This window comes from Actinomadura rubrisoli, assembly GCF_004349215.1.
Lineage (GTDB): Bacteria > Actinomycetota > Actinomycetes > Streptosporangiales > Streptosporangiaceae > Spirillospora > Spirillospora rubrisoli.
Genome location: NZ_SMKU01000128.1, coordinates 1 through 24,308, shown reverse-complemented (window position 1 = coordinate 24,308; position 24,308 = coordinate 1). Strand labels below are relative to the sequence as shown.

The window sequence follows — 24,308 nt, the reverse complement described above, 5'->3', positions numbered from 1 at the left end:
GGGCGGGTCTGTCGGCCGGAACTGGGCCTTGGGTGTGGAGCTGAGCGAGGACGAGGGGGTGAGCGAGGACGAGGGGGTGAGCGAGCGGGATCAGGAGGTGAGCCAGGTGTCGATCTCCTGATGGAGGCGGGCCTTGGTCGCGTCGGGGGCGAAGGAGGCGTCGACGCCGGCGCGGGCCAGGTCGGCCAGGACGGTGTCGTCGTAGCCGAAGGCGTCCCTGACGCGGGCGTACTCGGTGGCCAGCGGGGTGCCGATCAGGGCGGGGATGTCGGTGTTGACCGTCACGACGAGACCGGCGTCGCGCAGCCGTGGCAGCGGATGCTCCGCGAGCGACGGGGCGAACCCGAGCGCGACGTTGGACGACGGGCACACTTCGAGCGGGACGCGCCGCTCCCGCACCTCGGCGACCAGGTCCGGGTCGTCCAGGACCCGGATGCCGTGGCCGAGGCGCTCGGTGAGCCCGGTGCCGAGCGCCTGCCGGATGCTCGCCGCGCCCTCGCCCTCGCCGGCGTGGTGGACGACGTGCAGCCCGGCGTCGCGGGCGGCGGCGAACACCTCGACGAACGGGTCGCCGGGGAACGCCTCGTCGCCCGCGAGCCCGACGGCGACCACGTCGTCGTGCCGCTTGGCGAGGTCGAGCGTGCGCCAGGCCCGCTCGACCGGACGGCGGCGGGAGTGGTCCAGGAGCAGCCGCACCTCGATGCCGAACGCCCCGCGCCCCTCCGCCAGGCCCTCGCGGACGGCGCCCAGCGGCATGTCCAGGTCGCCGAGCCGCTCGCCGTGCGCGGCGGCGGTGAACGACGCCTCGGCGTACCGGGCGCCCTGCGCGGCCTCGTCCTGGCAGAACTCGTAGGCCATCCGGTGGAAGTCGTCCGGACGCCGCAGGCACGCGCGCACCAGGTCGTTCTGCGCGAAGAAGGCCGCGAAGCCGCCGAACCTCCCGATGTCGTCGGGCACCTTCACGCCGTTGGCCGCACCGATCTCGCGGAGGGTGTCCCACCGCACGGTGTTCTCCAGGTGGACGTGCAGGTGGGTCTTGGGCAGCCTCAGAAGATCACGCACGCACCGTACGCTACGAGCCCGATGCATCGGTCCACCACACATTTTCGGCGACCCGGGGGCGTCTCAGCTGGGGAGGGCGTAGCGGCCGTCTTGCAGAGGGTCCACAAGGCCGTCGGCCACGAGCGTGTCCAGGGCGCGTTCACGCTGGACGGGGTCCGCCCAGACGACGTCCAGGGCGGGCTTCTCGACGGGGCCTTCGGCTTCGCGGAGGACGGCGAGGATGCGGCCGCGGCACTGGCGGTCGGTGCCCGCGTAGGTCTGGCCGCGGCGCGGCGGGCCGTCGTAGGCGGGACGGCCGTTCAGGTGCCAGGCGCACTGGTCGAGGACGGGGCAGTCGACGCAGCGGGGCGAGCGGGCGGTGCAGACGAGGGCGCCGAGCTCCATGACGGCGACGGCCCAGCGGGCAGCGGTCGGCGGATCGGGGGGCAGGAGGCTCTCGGCGAGCGCCACCTCCGCCTTCGTCTGGGCCTTCGGCGGGTACTCCACGCCGGTGAGCAGGCGGGCCAGGACGCGGCGGACGTTGGTGTCGAGAACGGCGTGGCGCCGGCGGAAGGCGAAGCTGGCGACGGCGGCGGCGGTGTAGGCGCCGATGCCGGGCAGGGCCAGGAGGTCCTCATGGGAGGACGGCACCTCGCCGCCGTGCCGCTCGGTGATCGCGCGAGCGCTCTCGTGCAGGCGCAGCGCGCGGCGCGGGTAGCCGAGGCGGCCCCAGGCGCGGACGGCCTCGCCGGACGGCTCGGCGGCCAGGGCTGCGGGGGTGGGCCAGCGGGCCATCCAGGCGTGCCAGACGGGCAGGACGCGGGAGACCGGGGTCTGCTGGAGCATGATCTCGCTGACCAGGACGCCCCACGGGGTCGCGCCCGGGGCCCGCCACGGGAGGTCCCGGGCGTTGGCGTGGTACCAGTCGAGGATCGGCTCGATGTAGGTGGTTTTCATGGCGGAGCGCCATTGTGGCACGCGGCGGGTCGCCACCTCTTGGCGGACGGGCGAATGCATACTGACCGCATGGGGGCGGACACTGGACGTGACGGCGCTTCTGGGCTCGACCGGTACTGGCGGCGGCGCGCGGCGGCCTTGGCGGGGATCCTGGGCGTCGTCGGGCTGCTCGCCTGGGCGTGCACCGGCGACGGGGACGAGGACGAGCCCGTCCGGAACGCGGGCGCCGCCGAGACGAGCGCCCCGCCCCCCACCGCGATGCCCACCGTCACCGTCACGAGGACGACCACCCCGCCGTCCGAGCCCCCGCCGGAGGACGGCCCCTGCCGGGCGCGGGACCTCGTGGTGAACCTGGCCTCGGCGCGCGATACGTACGCGGGACCGGAGCGGCCGCGGTTCCGGGTCACGGTGGTCAACGCGGGCGAGAACCCGTGCACGTGGGACGCCGGGTCGGTGGACGTCCGCGTCACGTCCGGGCCTGACCGGATCTGGTCGTCGGCGCGGTGCCGGGAGGGCCGTCCGGCGCGCCGGACGCTGCGCCGCGGCATCCCGTACGTCGACGGCGTCGGCTGGGACCGCAAGCGCGGCTGCAAGGGCGACCCCGTCCGGCCGGGGACCTATGTGGCCGAACTCAAGGGCGCCAAGAGGCAGGTCTTCCGCCTGCGCTGACCAGGCGGACGCGAAGCCCCCACGCACGCCGGTGCCCGTGCGCGCGGGTGTCCGTGCGCGCGGATCCCTGTGCACGCCGGTGCCCGTGCGCGCCGGTCGTCAGACGTAGCGTTCCAGGATGGACGACTCGGCCAGGCGGGACAGGCCCTCGCGGACGCTGCGCGCGCGGGACTCGCCCACGCCGCCCACCGCCTGGAGGTCGTCGATGCTGGCGGCCAGGAGCTTCTGCAGCCCGCCGAAGTGCTCGACGAGCCGCTCGACGACCATGCTCGGCAGCCGCGGCACCTTGGCCAGCAGCCGGAAGCCCTTGGGGCTGACGGGCAGGTCGAGCGCGTCGGGGCCGGCGAACCCCATCACCTCGGCGACCGTGGACAGGTCGAGCAGCTCGTTGGCCGACAGCACGTCGAGCGCCGACAGGATCGAGCCCACGCCGCGGGCGCGGGTGTCGGCGGACGGGTAGTCGCGGACGATCAGCTCCCGGTCGACGTCGACACCGGACACCAGTTCGTCCAGCTGCAGGGACAGCAGCCGGCCGTCGGTGCCGAGCTCGACGACGTAGCCCTCGATCTCGTCGGCGATGCGGCGCACCATCTCCAGCCGCTGCACGACGGCGCTGACGTCCCGGACGGTGACGAGGTCCTCGATCTCCAGCGCCGACAGGGTGCCGGACACCTCGTCCAGCCGGAGCTTGTAGCGCTCAAGCGTGGCGAGGGCCTGGTTGGCCTTGGACAGGATCGCCGCGGAGTCTTCCAGGACGTAGCGGATGCCGTCGAGGTACAGCGCGATGATGTGCATCGACTGGCTCACCGAGATGACCGGGAAGCGGGTCTGGCGGGCGACGCGCTCCGCGGTGCGGTGGCGGGTCCCCGACTCCTCGGTGGGGATGGTGGAGTCCGGTACGAGGTGGACGGCGGCGCGCACGATCCGGCCGTGGTTGCCGTCGAGGACGATCGCCCCGTCCATCTTCGCGAGCTCGCGCAGCCGGGTGGCGGAGAACTCGACGTCGAGCTCGAAGCCCCCCGAGCACAGCTCCTCGACCGTCTTGTCGTAGCCGAGCACGATCAGGCCGCCGGTGTGGCCCCGCAGGATCCGTTCCAGACCGTCGCGGATCTGGGTGCCCGGGGCCACCGCGGCTAGCGTGGCGCGGCGTCGTTCGTCATGACCCTTGTCGTGTGATGGCACCTGGCCCCCGGAGGTCGCTGGACGGCGCCAGTTTACCGAGGAGGGCCGCGCGCCGGTTCCTCCCCTGGTCGCAAGCGCGGGTTGTGTGGCGTAATACTCTGGCGTGACGGGCGCTACGGCGCCGTAAAGGAGACCTGCAGCGCCTGCTGGAGGCTGTCGACCTCCATCACCTTCATGCCTTCGTAGCTGGTCAGCTGCGGGTCGGCGCGCTTGAGCGGCGATCCGTCGGCGAGTTCGAGGGAGCCGCGCGGGACGACGGCGTGCTTGAACCCGAGCCGCGCGGCCTCGGCGAGCCGCCGCTGCACGCCGGGGACGACGCGCACCTCGCCCGCCAGCCCGACCTCGCCGAGCGCGATCAGGCTGGTCGACAGCGACTGCTCGACCGTGGACCCGGCGACGGCGAGCGCGAGCGCCAGGTCGACGGAGGTCTCGGCGAGCCGCACGCCGCCGACGGTGGAGACGTACACGTCCTGCTCGTGCATGGAGATCTTGCAGCGCTGCGCGAGGACGGCGAGGACCATCGCGACGCGCGAGGTGTCGAGGCCGGACGTGGCGCGCCGCGGGGCGGGCAGGTGCGACTTGGCGACGAGGGACTGCACCTCGGCGACGAGCGGGCGGCGGCCCTCCAGAGTGACGGTCACGCACGTCCCGGGGACGGCCTCCTCGCGGCGGGTGAGGAACAGGCCGCTCGGGTCGGGCAGGCCGACGATGCCGACCTCCGACAGGTCGAAGCAGCCGAGTTCGTCCGTCGGGCCGTAGCGGTTCTTGACGGCGCGGATCATGCGGAGCCGGGAGTGCCGGTCGCCCTCGAAGTAGAGCACGACGTCGACGAGGTGCTCCAGCAGGCGCGGCCCGGCGATGGCGCCGTCCTTGGTGACGTGGCCGACGAGCACGACGGTGATGCCGCGCTCCTTGGCGACCCGGATGAGGTTGGCGGCGACCTCGCGGATCTGCGTCACGCCGCCGGGCGCGCCGTCGGCCTCGGACGTCCCGATCGTCTGGATGGAGTCGACGACGAGCAGCGTCGGCTCCACCGCGTCGAGGTGGCCGAGGACGGCGGACAGCTCCGTCTCCGCCGCCAGGTACAGGTGGTCGGTGATGGCGCCGACCCGGTCGGCGCGCAGCCGCACCTGCTGGGCCGACTCCTCGCCCGTCACGTACAGGACGTTCGAGCCGCCGGCGCCCGCCCCGCCCGAGGCTCCGTTGGCCCCCGGAATCCCGGCCGCGGCCTGCGGCGGGACGTGCGGGTCGGCCGGACCGGACCCGGTGGAGGCCAGCGCCGCGACCTCCAGCAGCAGCGTGGACTTGCCGATGCCGGGCTCGCCCGCCAGCAGCAGGACGGCGCCGGGCACGATGCCGCCGCCGAGCACCCGGTCGAGCTCGTCCAGGCCCGTGGGCCTGCTCTGGGCGGAGCGCACGTCGATCTCGCCGATCAGACGCGCGGGCACGCTGACGGGCCCGGCGCTCACCACCCGCGCCGGGGTGGCGGAGGTCGCCTCGGTGACCGTTCCCCACGTCTGGCACTCGCCGCAGCGCCCGACCCACTTCGACGTCTGCCATCCGCAGTCGGAGCAGCGGTAGGACGCCTTCGCCGTTTTCGCCTTCGCCATGCGCCGAGCGTAGGGCGCGCTACCGACAGTCAGCGCGGGATCAGGCGGCGAGGTTCTTGCGGGCGCGTTCGATCAGGTCGCCCAGGTGGTCGGCGACGACGCCGGGCCGCTCCAGCATGGCCATGTGGCCCGCGACCGGCACGACCTCCAGCCGCGCGGACGGCACGCAGCCGGCGATCTTGAGGCTGTGCTCGACGGGGGTGAGCGCGTCGTTCTCCGCGCCGATGACGAGGGTGTCGGCGCCGCCGAGGGACGCGCACTCGCTGATGACGTCGTGCGTGATCATCGAGCGGAAGAAGTCGGCGAGCGCGTCCATCCGGGTCTCGGTCAGCATCTGCTCGGCGAACGCGACGGCGGCGGGGCTCGCGTCGGGGCCGAAGGCGATCAGGTCCTCGATCAGCAGGGAGCCGTCCCGGCCGAGGTGGCGGACCTTCTCGATCACCGCCGAGCCGGCGCCGAGGGCGCGCAGCGCGCGGGGCAGGACGCGGTGGGTGGTGCGCGCGAGCAGGGCGGGCATGCCCAGGCTGACCCCGCCGAGCCCGCCGGAGGACGTGCAGAGCAGCCCGGTGGCGACGATCTTGCGGCCGATCAGGCCGGGGTTCTCATCGGCATAGCGCATGATCGTCATGCCGCCCATGGAGTGGCCGACCAGGACGACGGGCGTGTCGGCGGGGACGGTGGCCTCGATGACGGCGGCGAGGTCGTGGGCGAGGCGGGGGAGCTCGTAGCCGTCCCGGGCGCCGCCGTCGGAGCGGCCGTGGCCGCGCTGGTCCCAGAAGACGAGGCGGCCGAGCCCGCGCAGGGCCTTGCGCTGGAAGTGCCAGGAGTCCTGGGTGAGCGTCCAGCCGTGGCAGAAGACGACGGCGAGGTCGGTGCGGTCGTCGCCGTCGATCTCGGCGTACAGGCGGGTGCCGTCGTCGGCGCGGACGGGGACGGGACGTCCGCGCAGGGAGCCGAACGGCTCGCCCGCGTACGGGTCGGGGCGCAGTTGGAGCCGGCGCAGCGCGCGGCGCTGGGCGGCCAGCCCCGCCCCGGCGCCGACGGCGCTGAGCGCGGTGGCGGCGAGAATGGCGCCAGCCGCTTTTCGCCGGGGGGTCTGGGGGGTCGTCCCCCCGGAGGCGATACGGCTCGTTGTGGCGGCACGGCCCATGGTCCGTTCCTCCCGTTCCTCGGGTCGCGGACGCCGGCCGGGGCTCGGGGGGCGGCGTCGCGAACGCCTGCGGAGTCGATTGTTATACAGAGGATCCAGTAGTGGCCATACCGGGGCACCGGGTGTGACCAACCAGTCAGTAACTCAGGGGCAACGCCACCACAGATTCACGGCGTAGTCCACTTCGAGCCCTTCGTGTTCTTTCAGGCAGGCATCCGCCAGATCGCTCGGGAACTCGATGCGCAGCACCGCCGCGAGGTCGTCCCGGCTCTGGAACGACCAGCGGATCATCAGCGGTTCCCGGGTGTAGCCGCGCCGCGTCCAGAACCGCTCCACCGCGTCCGGGTCGTACTTCGGCAGGCTCCGCCGGAACCAGCGGCCGAACGTGGACCGCGTCGCGTCGTTGTCGACGATGAAGACCGCACCGCCGCGCCGGACGACCCGGTCCAGCTCGGCCAGGCCCGGCTCGCAGCCCGGCCCGAAGAAGTACGCCCATCGGACGTGCACGACGTCCACCGACGCGTCCGGGAGCGGCAACGCCTGCGCGGCGCCCACGCGGACCGCGACGTTCGGGAGGTCCTTCGCGCGGCGGCGGGCGGCGGCGGCGAGCCCGGCGTGCGGCTCCACCCCGATCACCCGCTCCGCCTCCGCGGCGAACAGGGGCAGGTGGAAACCCGTGCCGCAGCCGAGGTCGAGGACCGTCGCGCCCCGCCAGGGACGGACGGCGCGCATCGCCGCCTCGATCAACCCGTCGGGGTCGACCGCCCGGTTCTCCACCTCGTACACCTGCGGCGAGTTCCAGATGTTCGGGCTCGGCACGGCCCCCGGAGCTATCTCGGCCACCCGCCAGAGCGTAGCCGCCCGGCATCGCGGGGCAATGAGGATCACTCCGGGCGAGGGTTTCAACGCCGCCGCGGCCGCATAGGCTTTCCGTGCGAACCTTGTAACCTGCCGAGCGATCATTCCTGGCGAGGGAGCCTTGACCCCGCAGCACAACGGCGCAAGCACACCGGCCCTCCGCGTGCCGGACGCGCCGATCACGCTTTCCACGGCGTCGGTCTACCCGGAGAAGGTCCCGAGCGCCTTCGAGACCGCCGCCCTGCTGGGGTACGACGGCATCGAGGTGATGGTCTCCACCGACGCCTCCTCCCAGGACCTCAACGTCCTGCGCCGGCTCTCCGACTACCACCAGGTCCCGATCAAGTCGATCCACGCGCCCTGCCTGCTGCTCACCCAGCGGGTGTGGGGCCGCGAGCCGTGGGGCAAGCTGGTGCGTTCCAAGGAGGTCGCCGAGGAACTCGGCGCCGAGGTCGTCGTCGTCCACCCGCCGTTCCGCTGGCAGCGCGACTACGCCAGGGAGTTCGTCGAGGGCCTCGCCCGCATGCAGGACGAGACGGACGTGCTGTTCGCGGTCGAGAACATGTTCCCGCTGAAGGCGCGCGGTGCGGAGGCGGGCATGTACCTGCCCGACTGGAACCCCGTCGACCAGGACTACCCGCATGTGACGCTCGACCTGTCCCACACCGCGGTGTCGGGCTCCGACGGGCTCGACATGGCCGCGAGCCTCGGCGACCGGCTCCGCCACCTGCACCTGGCCGACGGGCTCGGCATCACCAACAAGGACGAGCACCTCGTCCCGGGGCGCGGCAACCAGCCCTGCGGGCCGATGCTGGAGCGCCTCGCCGAGGGCGGCTTCGGCGGGCATGTCGTGCTGGAGGTCAACACCCGCCGCGCCGCCACCCGCGGCGAGCGGATGGAGGACCTCGCCGAGGCGCTGGCCTTCGCCCGCCTGCACCTCGCCGCCGCCGACCGCACCTGGGAGGTCACCTCCGGCGGGGAGGTCACCCGGCGGGGAGCGCGGGGAGCGCGGTGACGGAGGCGACCCGGCCCGCGCGGGGCCCCGGGCGACGTCCCGGGCCGACCGAGACGCGCGAGGCGATCCTGGCCCAGGCCCGCGAGCTGTTCGCCGAGAAGGGCTACGACGGCGCCTCGCTGCGCGCCATCGCCCGCGCCGCCGGCGTCGACCCGGCCCTCGTGCACCACTTCTTCGGCAACAAGGAAGGGGTGTTCATCGAGGCGATGCGGTTCCCGGTGGACCCCGCCGTCCTGCTGCCGCGCATCCTCTCCCGTCCCCGCGAGGAGCTGGGCGAGGTCATGGTCCGCACGTTCCTGGAGATCTGGGGCGACGCCGACCGGCGCGCCCCCATCCTCGCCATGCTCCGCTCCGCGATGACCAACGAGCGCGCGGCCGCGATGATGCGCGAGTTCGTGACCTCCGCCCTGTTCGGGCGCATCGCCCAGGCCACGGACGTGCCGCTCCTGCGGGCCCAGGCCGCCGCCGGCCAGATGATCGGCCTGATGATCCTGCGCTACGTCCTGCGCGTCGAACCGATCGCCTCGGCCTCCGAAGACGAACTGGTCGACATGGTCGCCCCAGCCCTCCAGCGCTACCTGGACTAAGTTCCTCCGAGCCCTGGCGCCCATGCTCTGAAACGCCGCTGATTCCTGCCCCCACGCCTTGACCCGGGCATGTGCGTCGGCATAAATTCAACACATGATGAGTTCTAGTCCGGCGGTCAGTGTGCGGGACCTGCGGGTGGTGCGCGGCGGCCGAGAGGTCCTGCACGGGGTGTCCTTCGACGTGCCGCAGGGCTCGGTCCTCGGGCTGCTCGGGCCGAGCGGGTGCGGCAAGACGACCCTGATGAGGGCGCTGGTCGGCGTCCAGATCGTCGCGGGCGGCACGGTGACCGTGCTCGGCGACGCCGCGGGCTCGCGCGACCTGCGCAGGCGCGTCGGGTACGCGACGCAGGCGCCCGCCGTGTACGCCGACCTGAGCGTCGCCGAGAACCTGCGCTACTTCGCGGCCGTCCTGCGCGCGCCGCGCTCGGACGTCGATCGCGTGATCGACGAGGTCGGGCTCGGCAAGTACCGCGACCAGGTCGTGTCCACCCTGTCCGGAGGCCAGCTCAGCCGGGCCAATCTGGCCGTCGCGCTGCTGGGGGCACCCGAGCTGCTCGTCCTGGACGAGCCGACCGTGGGCCTCGACCCGGTGCTGCGACAGGAGCTGTGGGAGCTGTTCCGCGAGCTGGCCGACCGCGGCACCACGCTGGTCGTGTCCAGCCACGTCATGGACGAGGCGGGCCGCACCGACCGGCTGCTGCTGATGCGGGAGGGCCGGATCCTGGCCGACGGGACCCCCGAGGCGCTGCGGACGCGGACCGGCGCCGATGATCTGGAGGAGGCCTTCCTCCAGCTGATCACCGAGCGGACGGAGAGCCGCGCATGAACCTCGCGATCACGCTGGCGACGACGCGGCGCATCCTCGCCCAGCTCAAGAACGACCACCGCACGCTGGGGCTGCTCATCGGGGTGCCCAGCCTGCTGATGATCCTGCTGCGGTACGTGTTCGACCAGCCGGCGGTGTTCGACCGGGTCGGCCCGATGCTGCTCGGCGTGTTCCCGTTCGTGATCATGTTCATCGTGACCAGCGTGGCCACGTTGCGCGAGCGGACGAGCGGCACGCTGGAGCGGCTGATGACCATGCCGGTGGGCAAGCTCGACCTGCTGCTCGGCTACGCCCTGGCGTTCGGGCTGATCGCGCTGGTGCAGGTCGGGGTCGTGCTGGCGATCTCGCTGACCTGGCTCGGCCTGGACCTGGACGGCCCGTTCGCGTCGCTGGTGCTCGTCTCGCTGCTGGACGCGCTGCTCGGCATGGCGCTCGGCCTGTTCGCGAGCGCGTTCGCGCGGACGGAGTTCCAGGCCGTCCAGTTCATGCCCGCGTTCGTGCTGCCGCAGGCCCTGCTGTGCGGGCTGATCATGCCGCGCGAGGAGATGGCGTCGTGGCTGGAGGCCATCGCGCGGGTGCTGCCGCTGACGTACGCGGTGCAGGGCATGCAGGAGATCAGCCGGTCGTCCGGCTTCACCGGCACGCTGACCGTGGACGTCACGGTCATCGCCGGCTTCATGGTGGTGGCCCTGCTCCTGGGCGCTGCCACGCTGCGCCGCCGGACCGGTTGATCCGGACACCTGCCCCCAACCAGGCCATCTATCCCGTATCGGGCTGGTAATCTCCGGCGCCATGACCCCCCGAGACCCCACCGGCCCGCCCGCGCCGCAGCGGTCCGACGCGTCCCCGCCGCCGCACGAGGGCGGGCTCGGTGTGCTCGGCGTCGGCGGGCCCGGGGACGGCGGTCCCGGTGACGGGAGCCGGGGGCACCGCAAGGCGCGCAAGCGCCGCTGGCCCCGGATCCTCATCGCGGTCACAGTGTTCCTCGCGCTGGTCGTGGCCGGGCTCGGCGGGTTGATCTGGCAGCGCCAGTCGTCCTACGACGGCAACATCGACCGGATCAAGGGCGCGCTGCCGGGCGACGGCGCCAAGCGTCCCGGCCCGAACGTGACCGGCACCGAGAACTGGCTGCTCGTCGGGTCGGACTCGCGGGCCGACGCCGGGACGACCGGCGACGGCGGCGAGGTGTGGAAGCCGGGACAGCAGCGCACCGACACGATCATGCTGATGCACCTGCCGGCCGACCGGAGCAAGGCCTACGTGGTCTCGTTCCCGCGCGACTCGTGGGTCGACATCCCCGGCTACGGCGACCAGAAGATCAACGCGGCGTTCTCGTTCGGCGGCCCGAAGCTGCTGATCGAGACGGTGGAGAACCTGACCGGCGTCCGCGTCGACCACTACGGCGCGATCGACTTCGCCGGGTTCAAGTCGATGACGGACGCGCTCGGCGGCGTCACCGTCGACATCAAGCAGAGCGTCTACGACCCGGCCCGCAAAATGCGCTGGGAGGCAGGGCGGCAGAAGCTCGACGGCGAGCAGGCGCTGCTGTTCGTTCGGCAGCGCTACAACCTCCCGAACGGCGACTTCGACCGGATCAGGCGGCAGCAGGCGTTCCTCCGCGCACTCGTCCAGCAGGCCGCCGCCCGCGGGACCCTCACCAACCCGCTGAAGCTCGACCGGTTCCTGTCCGCGTTCACCAAGTCGATCAGCGTGGACGAGAGCGTGTCGGGCGGGAAGCTGCGCTCGCTCGCGCTGGGCCTGCGGCACCTGCGCGCCTCGGACGTGACGTTCCTGACGACCCCGTACCGGGGCACCGGCATGCGCGGGAAGCAGAGCGTCGTCCTGCTCGACGGGACGAAGGCGAAGGCCCTCTTCGGCGCGATCAAGACCGCGGAGATGCCCGAGTACGTGAAGCGGCACGGCGGCGGCAACGAGCTCGGCACCGTCTCGTGATCGTCGCCTCATTCCGGGCATACCCTGAGGACGAGGGACAGAGCGGTCCCGCCGGACAAGGGGTTCACCAGTGTTTCGTCAGGCGTTGCTGGCCGCGTCGCGCAGTGGCGGGGCGCGCAGAGTCGTGGAGACCGCGCCGTTCACCCGCGACGTCGTCCGCCGCTTCATCGCGGGCGAGACGATCGAGGACGCGGCGCGCGTCACGGAGGCGCTGACCGGCGAGGGGCTGCACGTCAGCCTGGACGTCCTCGGCGAGGACGTCCAGGACAAGGGGCAGGCGGAGGCGAACGTCACGCACTACCTCGGGCTGCTGGACCGGCTCGGCCGCGCGGGCCTCGGCGCGCGCGCCGAGGTGTCGGTGAAGCTGTCGGCGATCGGGCAGACGCTGGCCGAGGACCTCGCCCTGGACGGCGCTCGGCGCATCTGCGGGGCCGCCCGCTCCGCCGGCACGACGGTCACGGTGGACATGGAGGACCACACCACGGTCGACTCCACGCTCCGGACCGTCCACGAGCTGCGCCGCGACTTCCCCGACACCGGAGCGGTGATCCAGGCGTACCTGCGGCGCGCGGAGGAGCACTGCGCCGAGCTGGCCTTCGAGGGGTCCCGCGTCCGGCTGTGCAAGGGCGCCTACGCCGCGCCCGAGCCGGTGGCCTTCACCGGCAAGGAGGACATCGACAAGTCCTTCGTGCGGTGCATGAAGATCCTGATGGCCGGCAAGGGCTACCCGATGCTCGCCACGCACGACCCGCGCCTCATCGACATCGCGGGCGCTCTCGCGGTCCTGAACGAGCGCGACCCCGACACGTTCGAGTACCAGATGCTCTACGGGATCCGGCCGCAGGAGCAGCGGCGGCTCGCCGCGCAGGGAGCGCGGGTGCGCGTCTACGTCGCCTACGGCCAGGAGTGGTACGGGTACTTCATGCGCCGCCTGGCCGAGCGGCCCGCCAACTTCCGCTTCTTCATGCGGTCGCTGGCCGGACGTTCCTGACCCGCCGCCGGCGGCGGCCCCGCCCGGCCGCTATAGGCTGGACGGGTCGTTGAATCCCCACGTCAAGGTATGCCGATGATCGCGATTCTGGGTGCCGGGAAGATGGGCGAGGCGCTGCTGTCCGGGGTGCTCCGGGCCGGGCGCCGCCCGTCGGAGCTGATGGCGACCGTGCGCCGCGAGGAGCGCGGGGCGCTGCTGCGCGAGCGGTACGGCATCGAGATCGTCTCCAACGAGGAGGCCGCGGCCAAGGCCGGCACGCTCGTCCTCGCGGTGAAGCCGCAGGACATGGGCGCCCTGCTGGACGAGGTCGGCGCGCACGTCCCGCCGGGGCGCCTGGTGGTCTCGATGGCGGCGGGCATCACGACCCCGTTCGTCGAGCAGCGGCTCCCGGCGGGCGTCCCGGTCGTCCGCGTCATGTCGAACACGCCCGTCCACGTGGACGAGGCGATGAGCGTGATCTCCGCGGGCGCGCACGCGGGCGAGGAGCACCTGAAGCTGGCGGAGGAACTGCTGTCGCCGGTCGGGAAGGTGCTGCGCATCCCCGAGTCGCTCCAGGACGGCGCGACCGCGCTGTCGGGCAGCGGGCCCGCCTACTTCTACTACCTCGTCGAGGCGATGGTGGACGCGGGCATCCTGCTCGGCATGCCCCGCGCCGCCGCGCTGGAGATGGTGATCCAGTCCGCCGTGGGCGCCGCGGTCATGCTGCGCGACTCCGGCGAGCACCCGGTGCTGCTGCGCGAGGCCGTCACGTCCCCCGGCGGGACGACGATCGCGGCGATCCGCGAGCTGGAGCGGCACGGCGTCCGCGCGGCCGTGCTGGAGGCCATCGAGGCGGCCCGCAACCGCGGCCGTGAGCTCGCAGGCGGCTGACCGTGCGCGGCGGGCGGTCGATCGTGCAAGGCGTCCGGCGCGGCGGCCAGGCACGATTCCCGCGAACCGGGGAAGTTCACTTCTGAACCATTGATCCGGGACGGGGGTTCCGCACGTGTCTAGGGGTATGGGACTCATCCTCCGCTTGCTCGTGGCCGCGGGGCTCGCCGCCGACGCCATCGTCCACTGGAGGTTCGCTCCGGACATGGCCTATGTGCAGGGCGGCTCCATCGACGGCGACCTCCTCTTCCGGATCCAGGCCGCGGTGGCCGGAGTGACGGCCGTGGTGATCCTCACCTACGCGCGCCGCTGGTCGTACGCGCTGGCGTTCCTCGTGGCGGCGAGCGCGGTCGGGGCGCTGCTGCTCTACTTCTACGTCGAGGTGGGCGCGCTCGGCCCGCTGCCGGACATGCACGACCCCGTCTGGTACACCGAGAAGACGATCAGCCTCGTCGGGGAGGGCGTCGCCGCGCTGGCCGCGCTGGCCGGGTTCGTGACCCTGAGCCTGGACGACGTGCGGGAGCGGTCCCGCAGGCGCGAGCACGCCGGTCGCACCTGACTTCGGAGGCCGTCCGCCGTCCGCCGGTCAGACCCGGACGGTGGGAAGCGCTGACCGGCTAGGCGACGGCTCCCGTCCCGGACGCGGCCGGCGACGTGACCGCTTGGACGAACCGGGCGGTCTCCCGCATCGCGGCGCTCGCCTCGGGGAGCACCCGGTTCAGGATCTGGAAGACGTGCATCTGCCCCTTCCACACCTGGAGCTCGCAGTCGGCCCCGGCGCGGGTCAGGGCGTCCGCGAGCGCCTCCGCCTCCGGGCGCAGCACCTCGGCGCCGCCGACCTGGATCAGCACGGGCGGGGCGTCGCTCCACGCGCAGGTGAGCAGGGCCAGCCGCGGGTCGTCGAACCCGGCCGGCCCCACGACGAGGCGGGCGACCCGGCGCGCCGAGCGGGCGCTGATGTAGGGGTCGCGGGCGCGCCGCTGCGCGCGGATGGACAGCTCGCAGGTCAGGTCGACCCAGGGGGAGAAGAGGACGACCCCGGCCGGGCCCGGCAGGCCGGTGCGGCAGATCTCGCCCGCCAGCGCGGCCGCGAGGTGCCCGCCCGCCGAATCGCCCGCGAGGACGATGCCGGACGCGGGGACGCCGCGCGCCAGCAGCCAGCGGTAGGCGGCGACGGCGTCCTCCAGCGGCGCGGGGAACGGGTGCTCGGGCGCCAGCCGGTAGCGGGGGACCAGGACGGGCAGCCCGGTGTCGAGGGCGAGCCGCGAGGTGATCGGCCGGTGGGTGCGCGGCGAGCAGACGACGTAGCCGCCGCCGTGCAGGTACAGGACGGCGCCGGTGACCGGCGCGTCCTGGGCGTCGCGCGCGGCGACCCATTCGCCGGTCACCGGGCGCTCGCCGCGTCCGGTCTCGATCTGGGGGTCGCTCAGCGGCAGGACGCGCACGCGCTGGGACGGCCGGATCAGCCGGGCCGCGGCGTCCACCGTCGATCGGGCCGTGCGGATGCTTCCGGCATGGCCCGGGACGTGGTGGACGAACGGTCGCACGCCCAGCCGGATCGCGCCGCTGATGGCGCGGCTGCGGACGCTCGGCGGACGGGACTGGCGCGGCATGCCGGGTGCCGGTTCCGGGTGGGCCGCGCCGGCGCGGGCCGCCGCGGCCGCGAGCGGCAGAGGAGTGACCTCCGCCGCCGGTTCGGAGGGGGGAAGTGAGTCCATCTGCACCCCACGTGCCGTTTCCTATGTGTTACATAGATGCCCATTTGTGGCGGGTAACGCACGTCACAACTTGATCGCGCGGACCCGGGGGGTGTGTGATCCGCGCCACGCCGCGACCGCGATAGCGTGAGGTCATGAGCAGTGCCCCGCCGTCCTCGCCCGCCGATCCGGCCGACTGCGGGTTGACGATCTTCTGGGACGACCGGCTCGCCTCCTACGATTTCGGCCCCGGCCATCCCATGAACCCCGTCCGGGTCGAGCTGACGATGGCGCTGGCCCGCGAGCTGGAGCTGACCGAGCGGCCGAACGTCCGGGTCGCGACGTTCGAGGCCGCGGGCGACAAGCTGCTCGGGCTCGTCCACGAGGAGCCCTACATCGCGGCGGTCAGGCACGCGGGCGCGACCGGGCTCCCCGAGGTCCGGCACGGGCTCGGCACCCCCGACAATCCCGTCTTCCCCGGCATGCACGACGCGTCCGCGCTCGTCACGGGAGCTTCGGTGGCCGCGGCCGAGGCGGTGTGGACGGGCGGCGCCGAGCACGCCGCCAACATCTCCGGCGGGCTGCACCACGCGCTGAGCGGCGCGGCCAGCGGGTTCTGCGTCTACAACGACCCGGCGGTCGCCATCGCCCGGCTGCTGGAGAACGGCGCGGAGCGCGTCGCCTACGTCGACATCGACGTCCACCACGGCGACGGCGTCCAGGCCGCCTTCTACGACGACCCGCGCGTGCTGACGATCAGCCTGCACGAGACGCCGCGCACGCTGTTCCCCGGCACCGGCTTCCCGAACGAGACGGGCGGCCCCGGCGCCGAGGGCACGGCGGTCAACGTCGCGCTGCCGCCCGGTACCGGCGACGCGCCCTGGCTGCGGGCGTTCGACGCGATCGTCCCGCCGCTGCTGCGCCGGTTCCGTCCGCAGGTCCTGGTGACCCAGCACGGCGCCGACGGCCACGCGCTCGACCCGCTGGCCCACCTGATCCTCAGCGTGGACGGCCAGCGCACCGCCTACGCGGCGCTGCACCGCCTCGCGCACGAGACCGCGGGCGGGCGCTGGGTGGTGACGGGTGGCGGCGGCTACGAGCTGGTCCAGGTCGTCCCGCGGGCGTGGACGCACCTGCTGGCCGAGGCGGCGGGCGGGCCGATCCCGCCCGAGACGGCGACACCGGACGGATGGCGCGACTTCGTCCAGCGGCGCACCGGGGAGGTCGCTCCCCGGCGGATGACCGACGGGACCAGCGTGGTGGAGGTGCACAGGTGGGGGAACGGCTACGACCCGGCGAGCCCGGTCGACCAGGCGGTGCTGGCGACACGGCGGGCGGTGTTCCCCGAGCACGGCCTCGACCCGATGACGGACGAGTGATGGCGCCCCCGAGCCGGGACGAGCTGCGCGCCCACCTCGTCAAGACGATGATCGCGGGCGATGTCGCCACGCCGCGCCAGAACAACCTGTTGCACTTCCGCCGGATGGCGGACGGCCACCCGTACTACCAGTTCGGCCTGGAGCTCAAGCCGTCGTGGACGGAGCGGACCGTCCTGGAGATGATGGTCGAGCGCTGCGGCGTCGACCCCGACCCCGGGCACGTCTACGGCGACGACACGATCGACCCCGACCTCACCATCGACATGGTGGAGGCGATGGGCGACCGCATCGGGCTCGCCGCGCGCCGCCGGGAGAACGTCGTCATCGCCACCGGGCACCCGGCCACGCTGACGCCCGTCTACCAGGCGGTCGCGCGGGCCCTGGCGGACAGCGGCTGCCGGGTGCTGACGCCCGCGGCTGGCTGGACGTATGAGATCGAGTCCGACTGGGGCGGCACGGAGGCGCGCCGCATCGTCTACGCCGAGGGCGGCGTGGCGATGCTGGAGGGCGGCGACGGACGTACCCAGCACACGCACGACCCGTATCCGATGGAGGCCATGCTCCGCGAACTGGCCGCCGATACCGCTTCCGAGGGGTCCACGGGCGAAAAAACGGACCTTTGGCCGGATCTGGCCATCGCCGATCACGGCTGGGCGGGAGCCGCCGGGCAGGCGGGCATCGACACCGTCGGGTTCGCGGACTGTAACGATCCGGCCCTGTTCGCCGGGGCCGCCGAAGGCAAGATCGATGTCGTCGTCCCGCTCGACGACGGCATATCCCCGCACCATTACGCGCCTATGACGGCCTATCTCCTTGGCCGGGCCGGGCTGTCCGCCTCCGGCTGACCTTCCTCACCCGCCGGGAACGCCCGCACGCATGTCACTGCGTGTGACATGCGTGCCGTAGCGGGGCGCATGGGTTCGCGCGCAGCCCCCGATGACGCCTGAGTCGCAGGTCATCGCGTGGTTTCGGTTGACAACCCGTCGCGGTGCCACTCCTCGTGCCGTCAGGTCCACGCAGCGTGCGGACATATCCCTGTGGCCGTCCGGTCAGGTCGGGATACGGAAATGGGTGGAACTCCCCTCTTGCGACTGCCGATACGCGATTTACGCTGGAGGAAGTACACGTGCGTGATCAAAGTCACCCAAAGGGCCGGTGCGCGGCACGTGTGGAAGAGGGCGTCCGATGAGCTCAGGCGAGCGACCTCTCAGCGAGGTCAGGTTCCTGACTGTGGCCGAAGTGGCGGCGGTGATGCGGGTGTCCAAGATGACCGTCTACCGCCTCGTCCACTCGGGAGAGTTGCCCGCGATCCGCGTGGGCCGCTCGTTCCGGGTTCCCGAGCAGGCCGTTCACGACTACCTGCGCGACGCGTTCATCGAAGCCGGATAAGGGGGTAGGGGCGGGGGCATGAGCGATGGCCCCGCCGCGTACTCCATACCCGGCCGTGCAGGGGGCGTCGGGACGGGCCGCGAGGGCCGTCCCGGAGCTGGGGAACGAGGAACAGAACAAAGGACCGGCCGGCGGCCGCCCGGCCGCCGGAACCGGGACTGGACACCACGCGGACGGGCGATGCCCGCCCGCGCGCAACGGTGCCCGGCGCCGCGGAGACCGCGGTGCCGGCGCCGCGCGCCATGCCACGGCGTGACCTCCACTGGTACAGCGGTACTCTTGGGCAGCGGACCGTGCGCGCGTTACGAGTGATGCTCGCTTGCGGCACGTTCGTCCCTGACTCAACACCCGATACGCCGAGCGAGGTCACGTGGGCTCTGTCATCAAGAAGCGCCGCAAGCGGATGGCGAAGAAGAAGCACCGCAAGCTGCTGAAGAAGACGCGCATCCAGCGTCGCAACAAGAAGTAAACACGCCGGCCACTCAGCCGTAAGGGGTGGGGCGCACAGTGTCCTCCATGCCCGCCGCCGCGGCCCGTGTCGTCCTCGTCACGGGCGTCTCCCGTTTCCTGGGGGCGCGGGTCGCGAACACCCTTCAAGCCGACCCCGGCATCGAGCGGGTCATCGGCGTGGACACGGTGCCGCCCGTGACGCCCCTCGGGCGCACCGAGTTCGTCCGCGTCGACATCCGTACGCCCGTCATCGCGCAGGTCATCGCCTCGGCCGAGGTCGACACCGTGGTCCACCTCAACCTGGTGACCTCCCCGTCGGTGCCGCGGGCGAAGGTGAAGGAACTCAACGTCATCGGCACGATGCAGCTGCTGGCGGCATGCCAGCGCTCGCCCGACATGCGCAAGCTCGTCGTGCGGTCCTCGGCGGCCGTCTACGGCTCCTCGCCGATGGACCCGGCGGTCTTCACCGAGCTGGACGAGCCCGTCGAGCCGCCCACGTCCGGCTACGCCAAGGACGCGATGGAGGTGGAGGGCTACGTCCGCGGGCTGCGGCGCCGCCGCTCCGACCTGACCGTGTCGGTGCTGCGCTTCGCCAACTTCCTCGGACCCGGCGTCGACTCGCCGCTCACCCGGTACCTGCGCATGCCCGTCGTGCCGACCGTGCTCGGCTTCGACCCGCGGCTCCAGTTCGTCCACGAGAACGACGGCGTCGAGGTGCTGCGCCGCATGACCGTCGAAGACCACCCCGGCCGCTTCAACGTCGCGGGTGACGGCGTGCTGCTGCTGTCGCAGGCGCTCCGCCGCGCCGGCCGGCCGTACGTCCCGGTGCCGTCCCCGTCGATCTCCGTGTTCGGCGACATGGGACGGCGCTTCGCGGGCATGTCGGGGTTCTCGCCCGAGCTCCTGCGGTGGCTGACCTACGGCCGCGTCATCGACACCACGGCCCTCGCCCACGAGCTGGCCTGGCGGCCCAAGTACAGCTCCGAGGCCGCGTTCGCCGACTTCGCCACCGCCCAGGGCCTGGCGCTCCCGCTGATCGACCGGCTCGCCGCCGCGCTGCGCCGCTAGGAGGACTATGGAAGCCCACCAGGGGCAGCGGTTCGACCGGGAGGGCGCGCAGGTGATCCGGCTCGACTCCGCGCGTCCGCCGGAGGACGAGCCCGAGCGCGGTTCCCTCGAACGCGGCATCGCCTCGGGCCTCGCGTTCCTGCGCCGCCGCCTGGCGGGCGAGTACGAGGTCGACGAGTTCGGCTTCGACCCCGAGTTCAACAGCACCGTCCTGCTGCCCGTCGCCAGGGCGCTCTACGAGCACTGGTTCCGCGTCGAGATGTTCGGGCTGGACAACGTCCCCGCCGACGGCGGAGCCCTGATCGTCGCCAACCACTCCGGGACCCTCCCGATCGACGGGATCATGCTGTCGGTCGGCCTGCACGACCACGCCGGGCGGCACGTCCGGCTCCTGGGCGCCGACCTCGTCTACCAGGTGCCCCTGCTCGGCCACCTGTCCCGCAAGGCCGGCCACACCCTCGCCCATCCGGCCGACGCCGCGCGCCTGCTGGGCAAGGGCGAGCTCGTCGGCGTGTTCCCCGAGGGCTTCAAGGGCGTCGGCAAGCCGTTCGCCGACCGCTACAAGCTCCAGCGCTTCGGCCGCGGCGGCTTCGTCGAGACCGCGCTGCGCGCCGGCGTCCCGATCGTCCCGTGCGCGATCGTCGGCGCCGAGGAGATCTACCCCAAGATCGCCGAGCTGCGCCCGCTCGCCCGGCTCCTCGGCCTCCCCTACTTCCCGATCACCCCGACGTTCCCGCTCCTCGGCCCCGCCGGTCTCGTCCCGCTGCCGTCCAAGTGGATGATCCAGTTCGGCGAGCCCATGACGCTGGAGGAGTACGCGGGCGACGCGGCCGACGACCCGATGACGGTCTTCAACATCACCGACCACGTCCGCGAGAACGTCCAGCAGATGCTGTACGACACGCTCCTGCGCCGGGGCCCCGCGTTCTTCTGATCACAGCCGGGTTATTGAACACTTTGTTACAAGTTACGAACGCCCGCGCAGGTCACGATGCCGCACCCGCCCGCCGCCGCTACCCTCACGCCTATCGGTGATCTTGCCGACGCTCGGGGGGCCGGAAATGGACAGGCATGGCGGAACGAACGTGATCGAGTTGAGCGGGGTCCGGATCCGCTTCGGTGAGGTGGCGGTGCTGCGCGGGGTCTCGCTCGCCGTCGCCAAGGGGGAGGTCCACGCCCTCTTGGGGCGGACGGGGGCGGGCAAGACGACGCTGCTAGAGGTCGCGGCCGGGCTGCGCCGTCCCGCGCTCGGGACGGCGCGGCTGAACAACGCCGACCCCTACCTCGACCAGGACGCCGTGCGCCGGGGCGTCGTGTGGCGCGAGGGCGGGCTGTTCCCGGGCCTGACCGTCGCGGAGGTCGTCGACACCTGGCGGCGCTGGACGCTGGACCCCGTCGACCCTGGCGAGGTCCTGGAGCTGACCGGTCTGACCACGCTGGCCGACGAGCCGTTCGAGCGCCTCGACGACGAGCGCCGGCGCCGCCTGGACCTCGCCCTGGCACTGGTCGGCCGCGCCGACGTGCTCCTCCTGGACGAGCCGATGGCGGGCCTCGCCCCCCAGGCGGCCGACCGGATCTGGCAGGTCCTCAGGACACTGTCCTCGCACGGCGTGACGATCCTGATGTCGACACCGAACGCGAACGACGCCTGCCGAGCCGACCGCTTCGCAATCCTGGACCAGGGCCACTTGGTCACCAACGGCAACCAGGCCCTAGCCAGCCGCTACGTCGCCTAGGTACTCCTATAGTGCTTGCGGAGGGCTATGCCGGCGGCGACGCCGCCGGCCAGGGCGCCTGCTCCGGCGGCGGCGGGGAGGGCGACCATGGTGACCCTGCGGCCGGTGCGGAAGTCGTGGATGGGCCAGCCGTTCTCCTTGGCGTGCTCGCGCAGGTCGGCGTCGGGGTTCACGGCGTGCGGGTGGCCGACGACGGTCAGCATCGGCAGGTCGTTGATCGAGTCGCTGTAGGCGGAGCAGCGCGCGAGGTCGAGGCCCTCGCGCTGGGCGAGGGCGCGCACGGCCTCGGCCTTGGCGGGGCCGTGCAGCAGGTTGCCGACCAGGCGGCCGGTGTAGAGGCCGTCCTTGGTCTCGGCGACGGTGCCGAGGGCGCCGGTGAGGCCGAGCCGGTGCGCGATCGTCCGGGCGACCTCGACGGGCGTGGCGGTGACCAGCCAGACCTGCTGGCCCGCGTCCAGGTGCTGGAGGGCGAGGGTCCGGGTGCCGTGCCAGATGCGGTCGGCCATCACCTCGTCGTAGATCTCCTCGCTGAGCTGGACGATGCCCGCGACCTTCTGCCCGGCGACGAAGGCGAGCGCGGCCTCCTTGGCGCTACCGATGTGCTCGGAGTTCTCGGTGCCGCGGAGCCGGAAGGCGGCCTGCCCCCAGGCGAATACGGCGAGGTCGCGCATGGTGAACAGCTTGCGGGCGGCGAGACCGCGCGCGAAGTAGTAGATCGACGCGCCGCGCATCATCGTGTTGTCGACGTCGAAGAACGCCGCGGCGGCGGGGTCGGGGTCGGGGAGCGGGCTCGGTTCCGTCGCCGCCGCGGCGGCCGCCTCGCCCGCGCTGACATGGTCCGCTTCCTTGGCGCGCTGCCAGAATCGCCGCATGGCCACGAGCCTAGAGTCTGTTACAGAGTGCCCTCAACTGTCGCGCGAGCGCATGACCTGCCCGGCCTCGGCGCGGGCGGGTGCCCCGGCCACGGGGGCCGGAGCGGTGTGCGGCGGAGCCGTCGGCGCGGCCGAGGCCGCCGCCGTCACGAGCTTGGCGCGCAGGACGGCGCGGAAGTGCGGGTCCGGGTCCGGCTCGCCGGTCCGCAGCCGGGCCAGCGGGTTGCCGCCCTTGGCGATCTTGCTTCGGCTGGTCTTCAACGGCCGCTCCCTTGCCAATCGCGGTGCGAACGCGCTCCTGCCCCGCAAAACGACTGGTGGCGCGGCAGGTTACGGCCCGGTGCCGACGATGGGCCCCGCGGTCTGGACAACTGTCGGTCCGGTCAGGAGCGCAGGTCGTCCGGCAGCATGCGGGCCAGCGACCGGACGGCACGGTACTGCAGCGCCTTGATCGCGCCCGACTTCCTGCCCATGATCAGCGCGGTCTCGGCGACCGACAGGCCGTGCAGGAAGCGAAGCACGACGCATTCCTGCTGGTCGGAGCCCAGCCGACGGACGGCGGACAGGAGCGTCCGGTTGGTCATCGCGTCGATGACGGCCCGCTCCGGGCCCTCCTGGAGGCGGTCCGGCTCGACCAGCTCGGCCGTGCAGACCTCCAGGCGGTAGCGGCTGGACTTGAAGTGGTCGGCGACCAGGTTCCGGGCGATCGTGACGAGCCAGGCGCCGAAGTCCTTGCCCTGCCAGTGGAAGTCGCGGATCCGGCGAAGCGCGCGCAGGAACGTCTCGCTGGTGAGGTCCTCGGTGAGGGCGTGCGTCCCCACGCGGTAGTAGACGTAGCGGTAGACCAGCTCGACATAGTGGTCGTACAGGGAGCCGAACGCCTGGGCGTCGCCTTCCCTGGCCCGCAGGACGAGGCGCTTGAGCGTCTCGGCGCGATCGGCGCCGGGCTCGGCGGTGTCCCGGGAACGCCGAGGAAGCGGGATGACCCGGGCGTCGAGGGCCAAGCTGCTCATGCAGTTCTCCTCGGGACGTACACGACCTCCGGCGGGATCTGCCACTCTAGATACCGATAGGTACGTCAGGCAATGGCCTGGAATGTCCTGTGGACGGGACCAACCGTCCGGTTTCGGATGCCCTTCCGGGGAGCGGTTACCCGTCACCGCCCCTCATCGGGCACCATGGTCCGCGATGGTCGACGCTCTTCTCGCGCTGCTGGCGACCCTGGGTGCCCTGGTGGCCACCGGGTTGCTGATTTCGCGCGCCTACAAGGACCGGCTGCTGTACCTCATCGCCTGGTCCCTCACCCAGGTCGGGCTGACGCTCGCGCTGCTGGCGATGGGTGTGGGCTTCCTCGCCGGGTTCAACGGGCCGCTGTTCCGCGTCGTGGAGCTCGGCGCCGCGATGATCGGGCCGATGTGGCTCGCGCTCGGCATGATCGAGCTGATCGCGCGGTACGTCCAGGTGCGGTTCGCGGCGTGGCTGTTCGCGGTGTCCTACACGGTCGTCGCGCTCGTCATCCTGATGCTCGACCCGCTCACGGGCTCGCTGGACAAGAAGCTGCCGAAGCCCGGCGACACCTACGACGCGCTGCCGCTGCTGCTGATCGACGGCGCCCACGTGGTCGCCGTGATCGCGCTCGTGGGCTGCGCGGGCGTCACGGCGTGGCTGGCGAGCAGGCAGGACCGCGAGGCCGGCGAGCTGCTCATCCCGATCGCGCTGGTGGCCCTCGCCGGGGTGCTGGTGGTCAGCGGCAGCCGGGGCCTCCTGCCCGCGCCGGTCGCGGTCGTCGCGCTGGGCGCCGCCGCGGGCCTGGTCTGGTACGGCGCGATGCGCACCATCCCCGTCTACGAGGACGACGAGGGCTACGACGACGAGTACGCGGACGAGCCCGCCACCGGCTACGAGGACCAGGGCTACGCGGCTCCGCCGGTCGAGCCCGTCGCCGCGCCGACCCCGGTCGGCCCCCCTCCGCCGCCGCCCCGCTTGGGCGGGGGCGGCGGCGGAGGGG

Annotated in this window: 26 protein-coding genes and 1 pseudogene; 17 read left to right on the top strand and 10 right to left on the bottom strand. The window is 72.7% G+C overall.

Going from position 1 to position 24,308, the window contains the following annotated elements:
* Positions 1–90: 90 nt before the first annotated feature.
* Positions 91–1,062: an adenosine deaminase gene (gene add / locus E1298_RS23235; protein WP_131896634.1), complete on the bottom strand. Its 972-nt coding sequence runs from the start codon at positions 1,060–1,062 to the stop codon at positions 91–93.
* A 63-nt stretch (positions 1,063–1,125) separates the two neighbouring features.
* A complete protein-coding gene (locus tag E1298_RS23230; RefSeq protein ID WP_131896632.1) occupies positions 1,126–1,998 on the bottom strand; it encodes an HhH-GPD family protein in 873 nt (290 codons plus the stop codon).
* Positions 1,999–2,067: 69 nt separating this feature from the next.
* Here E1298_RS23230 and E1298_RS23225 point away from each other — a divergent pair, with 69 nt between their 5' ends.
* Positions 2,068–2,667, top strand: coding sequence for a hypothetical protein (locus E1298_RS23225; protein ID WP_243725752.1), 600 nt, complete (start codon positions 2,068–2,070; stop codon positions 2,665–2,667).
* Positions 2,668–2,766: 99 nt separating this feature from the next.
* On the opposite strand, the gene disA is transcribed toward E1298_RS23225, so the two are convergent.
* From disA to E1298_RS23205, 4 genes are all read right to left on the bottom strand, one after another.
* Positions 2,767–3,849, bottom strand: coding sequence for a DNA integrity scanning diadenylate cyclase DisA (gene disA / locus E1298_RS23220; RefSeq protein WP_131896630.1), 1,083 nt, complete (start codon positions 3,847–3,849; stop codon positions 2,767–2,769).
* A 113-nt stretch (positions 3,850–3,962) separates the two neighbouring features.
* Positions 3,963–5,459 (bottom strand): DNA repair protein RadA, encoded by a 1,497-nt coding sequence (locus E1298_RS23215; RefSeq protein WP_131896628.1) that lies wholly within the window; start codon positions 5,457–5,459, stop codon positions 3,963–3,965.
* A 40-nt stretch (positions 5,460–5,499) separates the two neighbouring features.
* Positions 5,500–6,609: an alpha/beta fold hydrolase gene (locus E1298_RS23210; RefSeq protein WP_131896626.1), complete on the bottom strand. Its 1,110-nt coding sequence runs from the start codon at positions 6,607–6,609 to the stop codon at positions 5,500–5,502.
* A 144-nt stretch (positions 6,610–6,753) separates the two neighbouring features.
* Positions 6,754–7,452: a class I SAM-dependent methyltransferase gene (locus E1298_RS23205; protein WP_131896624.1), complete on the bottom strand. Its 699-nt coding sequence runs from the start codon at positions 7,450–7,452 to the stop codon at positions 6,754–6,756.
* Between the two features lie 136 nt (positions 7,453–7,588).
* Between E1298_RS23205 and E1298_RS23200 the strand changes: the two genes are divergently transcribed.
* The 8 genes from E1298_RS23200 (at position 7,589) to E1298_RS23165 (ending at position 14,268) form a co-directional block, all read left to right on the top strand.
* Complete coding sequence (locus tag E1298_RS23200; RefSeq protein WP_131896622.1) at positions 7,589–8,482, top strand: sugar phosphate isomerase/epimerase family protein; 894 nt, start codon at positions 7,589–7,591, stop codon at positions 8,480–8,482.
* Positions 8,479–9,069 carry a TetR/AcrR family transcriptional regulator gene (locus E1298_RS23195; protein ID WP_131896620.1) on the top strand — a complete coding sequence of 197 codons (591 nt, stop codon included), beginning with the start codon at positions 8,479–8,481 and terminating at the stop codon, positions 9,067–9,069. The genes E1298_RS23200 and E1298_RS23195 overlap by 4 nt, the downstream gene beginning before the upstream one ends.
* Before the next feature lie 94 nt (positions 9,070–9,163).
* Positions 9,164–9,895 (top strand): ABC transporter ATP-binding protein, encoded by a 732-nt coding sequence (locus tag E1298_RS23190; protein WP_131896618.1) that lies wholly within the window; start codon positions 9,164–9,166, stop codon positions 9,893–9,895.
* Positions 9,892–10,626, top strand: coding sequence for an ABC transporter permease (locus tag E1298_RS23185; RefSeq protein WP_131896616.1), 735 nt, complete (start codon positions 9,892–9,894; stop codon positions 10,624–10,626). Before E1298_RS23190 ends, E1298_RS23185 begins: the two co-directional genes overlap by 4 nt.
* Positions 10,627–10,687: 61 nt before the next feature.
* The gene (locus tag E1298_RS23180) at positions 10,688–11,848 is read left to right on the top strand and encodes an LCP family protein (protein ID WP_131896614.1); all 1,161 of its coding nucleotides are present in this window, start codon (positions 10,688–10,690) and stop codon (positions 11,846–11,848) included.
* Positions 11,849–11,918: 70 nt separating this feature from the next.
* The gene (locus tag E1298_RS23175; protein ID WP_131896612.1) at positions 11,919–12,839 is read left to right on the top strand and encodes a proline dehydrogenase family protein; all 921 of its coding nucleotides are present in this window, start codon (positions 11,919–11,921) and stop codon (positions 12,837–12,839) included.
* Positions 12,840–12,914: 75 nt separating this feature from the next.
* Positions 12,915–13,709, top strand: coding sequence for a pyrroline-5-carboxylate reductase (proC, locus tag E1298_RS23170; RefSeq protein WP_131896610.1), 795 nt, complete (start codon positions 12,915–12,917; stop codon positions 13,707–13,709).
* A gap of 145 nt (positions 13,710–13,854) precedes the next feature.
* The gene (locus tag E1298_RS23165; protein WP_165975615.1) at positions 13,855–14,268 is read left to right on the top strand and encodes a hypothetical protein; all 414 of its coding nucleotides are present in this window, start codon (positions 13,855–13,857) and stop codon (positions 14,266–14,268) included.
* Positions 14,269–14,326: 58 nt separating this feature from the next.
* Here the strand turns inward: E1298_RS23165 and E1298_RS23160 are convergent, their stop codons facing one another.
* Positions 14,327–15,427 carry an alpha/beta hydrolase gene (locus E1298_RS23160; protein ID WP_131896606.1) on the bottom strand — a complete coding sequence of 367 codons (1,101 nt, stop codon included), beginning with the start codon at positions 15,425–15,427 and terminating at the stop codon, positions 14,327–14,329.
* A 134-nt stretch (positions 15,428–15,561) separates the two neighbouring features.
* Between E1298_RS23160 and E1298_RS23155 the strand changes: the two genes are divergently transcribed.
* The 7 genes from E1298_RS23155 to E1298_RS23125 all read left to right on the top strand — a co-directional run bounded on the left by E1298_RS23155 (position 15,562) and on the right by E1298_RS23125 (position 21,428).
* On the top strand, positions 15,562–16,785 hold the full coding sequence (locus E1298_RS23155; protein WP_424923123.1) for an acetoin utilization protein AcuC: 1,224 nt from the start codon (positions 15,562–15,564) through the stop codon (positions 16,783–16,785).
* Positions 16,785–17,630: a phosphatase gene (locus tag E1298_RS23150; protein WP_131896604.1), complete on the top strand. Its 846-nt coding sequence runs from the start codon at positions 16,785–16,787 to the stop codon at positions 17,628–17,630. The genes E1298_RS23155 and E1298_RS23150 overlap by 1 nt, the downstream gene beginning before the upstream one ends.
* 340 nt (positions 17,631–17,970) lie before the next feature.
* Positions 17,971–18,174, top strand: coding sequence for a helix-turn-helix domain-containing protein (locus E1298_RS23145; RefSeq protein ID WP_026414196.1), 204 nt, complete (start codon positions 17,971–17,973; stop codon positions 18,172–18,174).
* Positions 18,175–18,544: 370 nt separating this feature from the next.
* Complete coding sequence (locus E1298_RS23140) at positions 18,545–18,643, top strand: 30S ribosomal protein bS22 (protein ID WP_018654693.1); 99 nt, start codon at positions 18,545–18,547, stop codon at positions 18,641–18,643.
* A 47-nt stretch (positions 18,644–18,690) separates the two neighbouring features.
* Positions 18,691–19,692 carry an NAD-dependent epimerase/dehydratase family protein gene (locus tag E1298_RS23135; RefSeq protein ID WP_131896602.1) on the top strand — a complete coding sequence of 334 codons (1,002 nt, stop codon included), beginning with the start codon at positions 18,691–18,693 and terminating at the stop codon, positions 19,690–19,692.
* A 7-nt stretch (positions 19,693–19,699) separates the two neighbouring features.
* Positions 19,700–20,626 carry a lysophospholipid acyltransferase family protein gene (locus E1298_RS23130; RefSeq protein WP_131896600.1) on the top strand — a complete coding sequence of 309 codons (927 nt, stop codon included), beginning with the start codon at positions 19,700–19,702 and terminating at the stop codon, positions 20,624–20,626.
* Positions 20,627–20,777: 151 nt separating this feature from the next.
* A complete protein-coding gene (locus E1298_RS23125) occupies positions 20,778–21,428 on the top strand; it encodes an ATP-binding cassette domain-containing protein (RefSeq protein WP_243725750.1) in 651 nt (216 codons plus the stop codon).
* Here the strand turns inward: E1298_RS23125 and E1298_RS23120 are convergent.
* The 3 genes from E1298_RS23120 to E1298_RS23110 form a co-directional block, all read right to left on the bottom strand.
* Positions 21,425–22,300, bottom strand: coding sequence for an HAD family hydrolase (locus tag E1298_RS23120; RefSeq protein ID WP_131896596.1), 876 nt, complete (start codon positions 22,298–22,300; stop codon positions 21,425–21,427). The two genes, E1298_RS23125 and E1298_RS23120, sit on opposite strands and share 4 nt — an antisense overlap.
* Positions 22,301–22,333: 33 nt before the next feature.
* A complete protein-coding gene (locus E1298_RS23115; protein ID WP_131896594.1) occupies positions 22,334–22,561 on the bottom strand; it encodes a hypothetical protein in 228 nt (75 codons plus the stop codon).
* 122 nt (positions 22,562–22,683) lie between these two features.
* A complete protein-coding gene (locus E1298_RS23110; RefSeq protein WP_131896592.1) occupies positions 22,684–23,313 on the bottom strand; it encodes a sigma-70 family RNA polymerase sigma factor in 630 nt (209 codons plus the stop codon).
* Between the two features lie 175 nt (positions 23,314–23,488).
* Here E1298_RS23110 and E1298_RS23105 point away from each other — a divergent pair.
* Positions 23,489–24,308: pseudogene (locus E1298_RS23105) on the top strand (putative quinol monooxygenase); the annotation flags it as partial.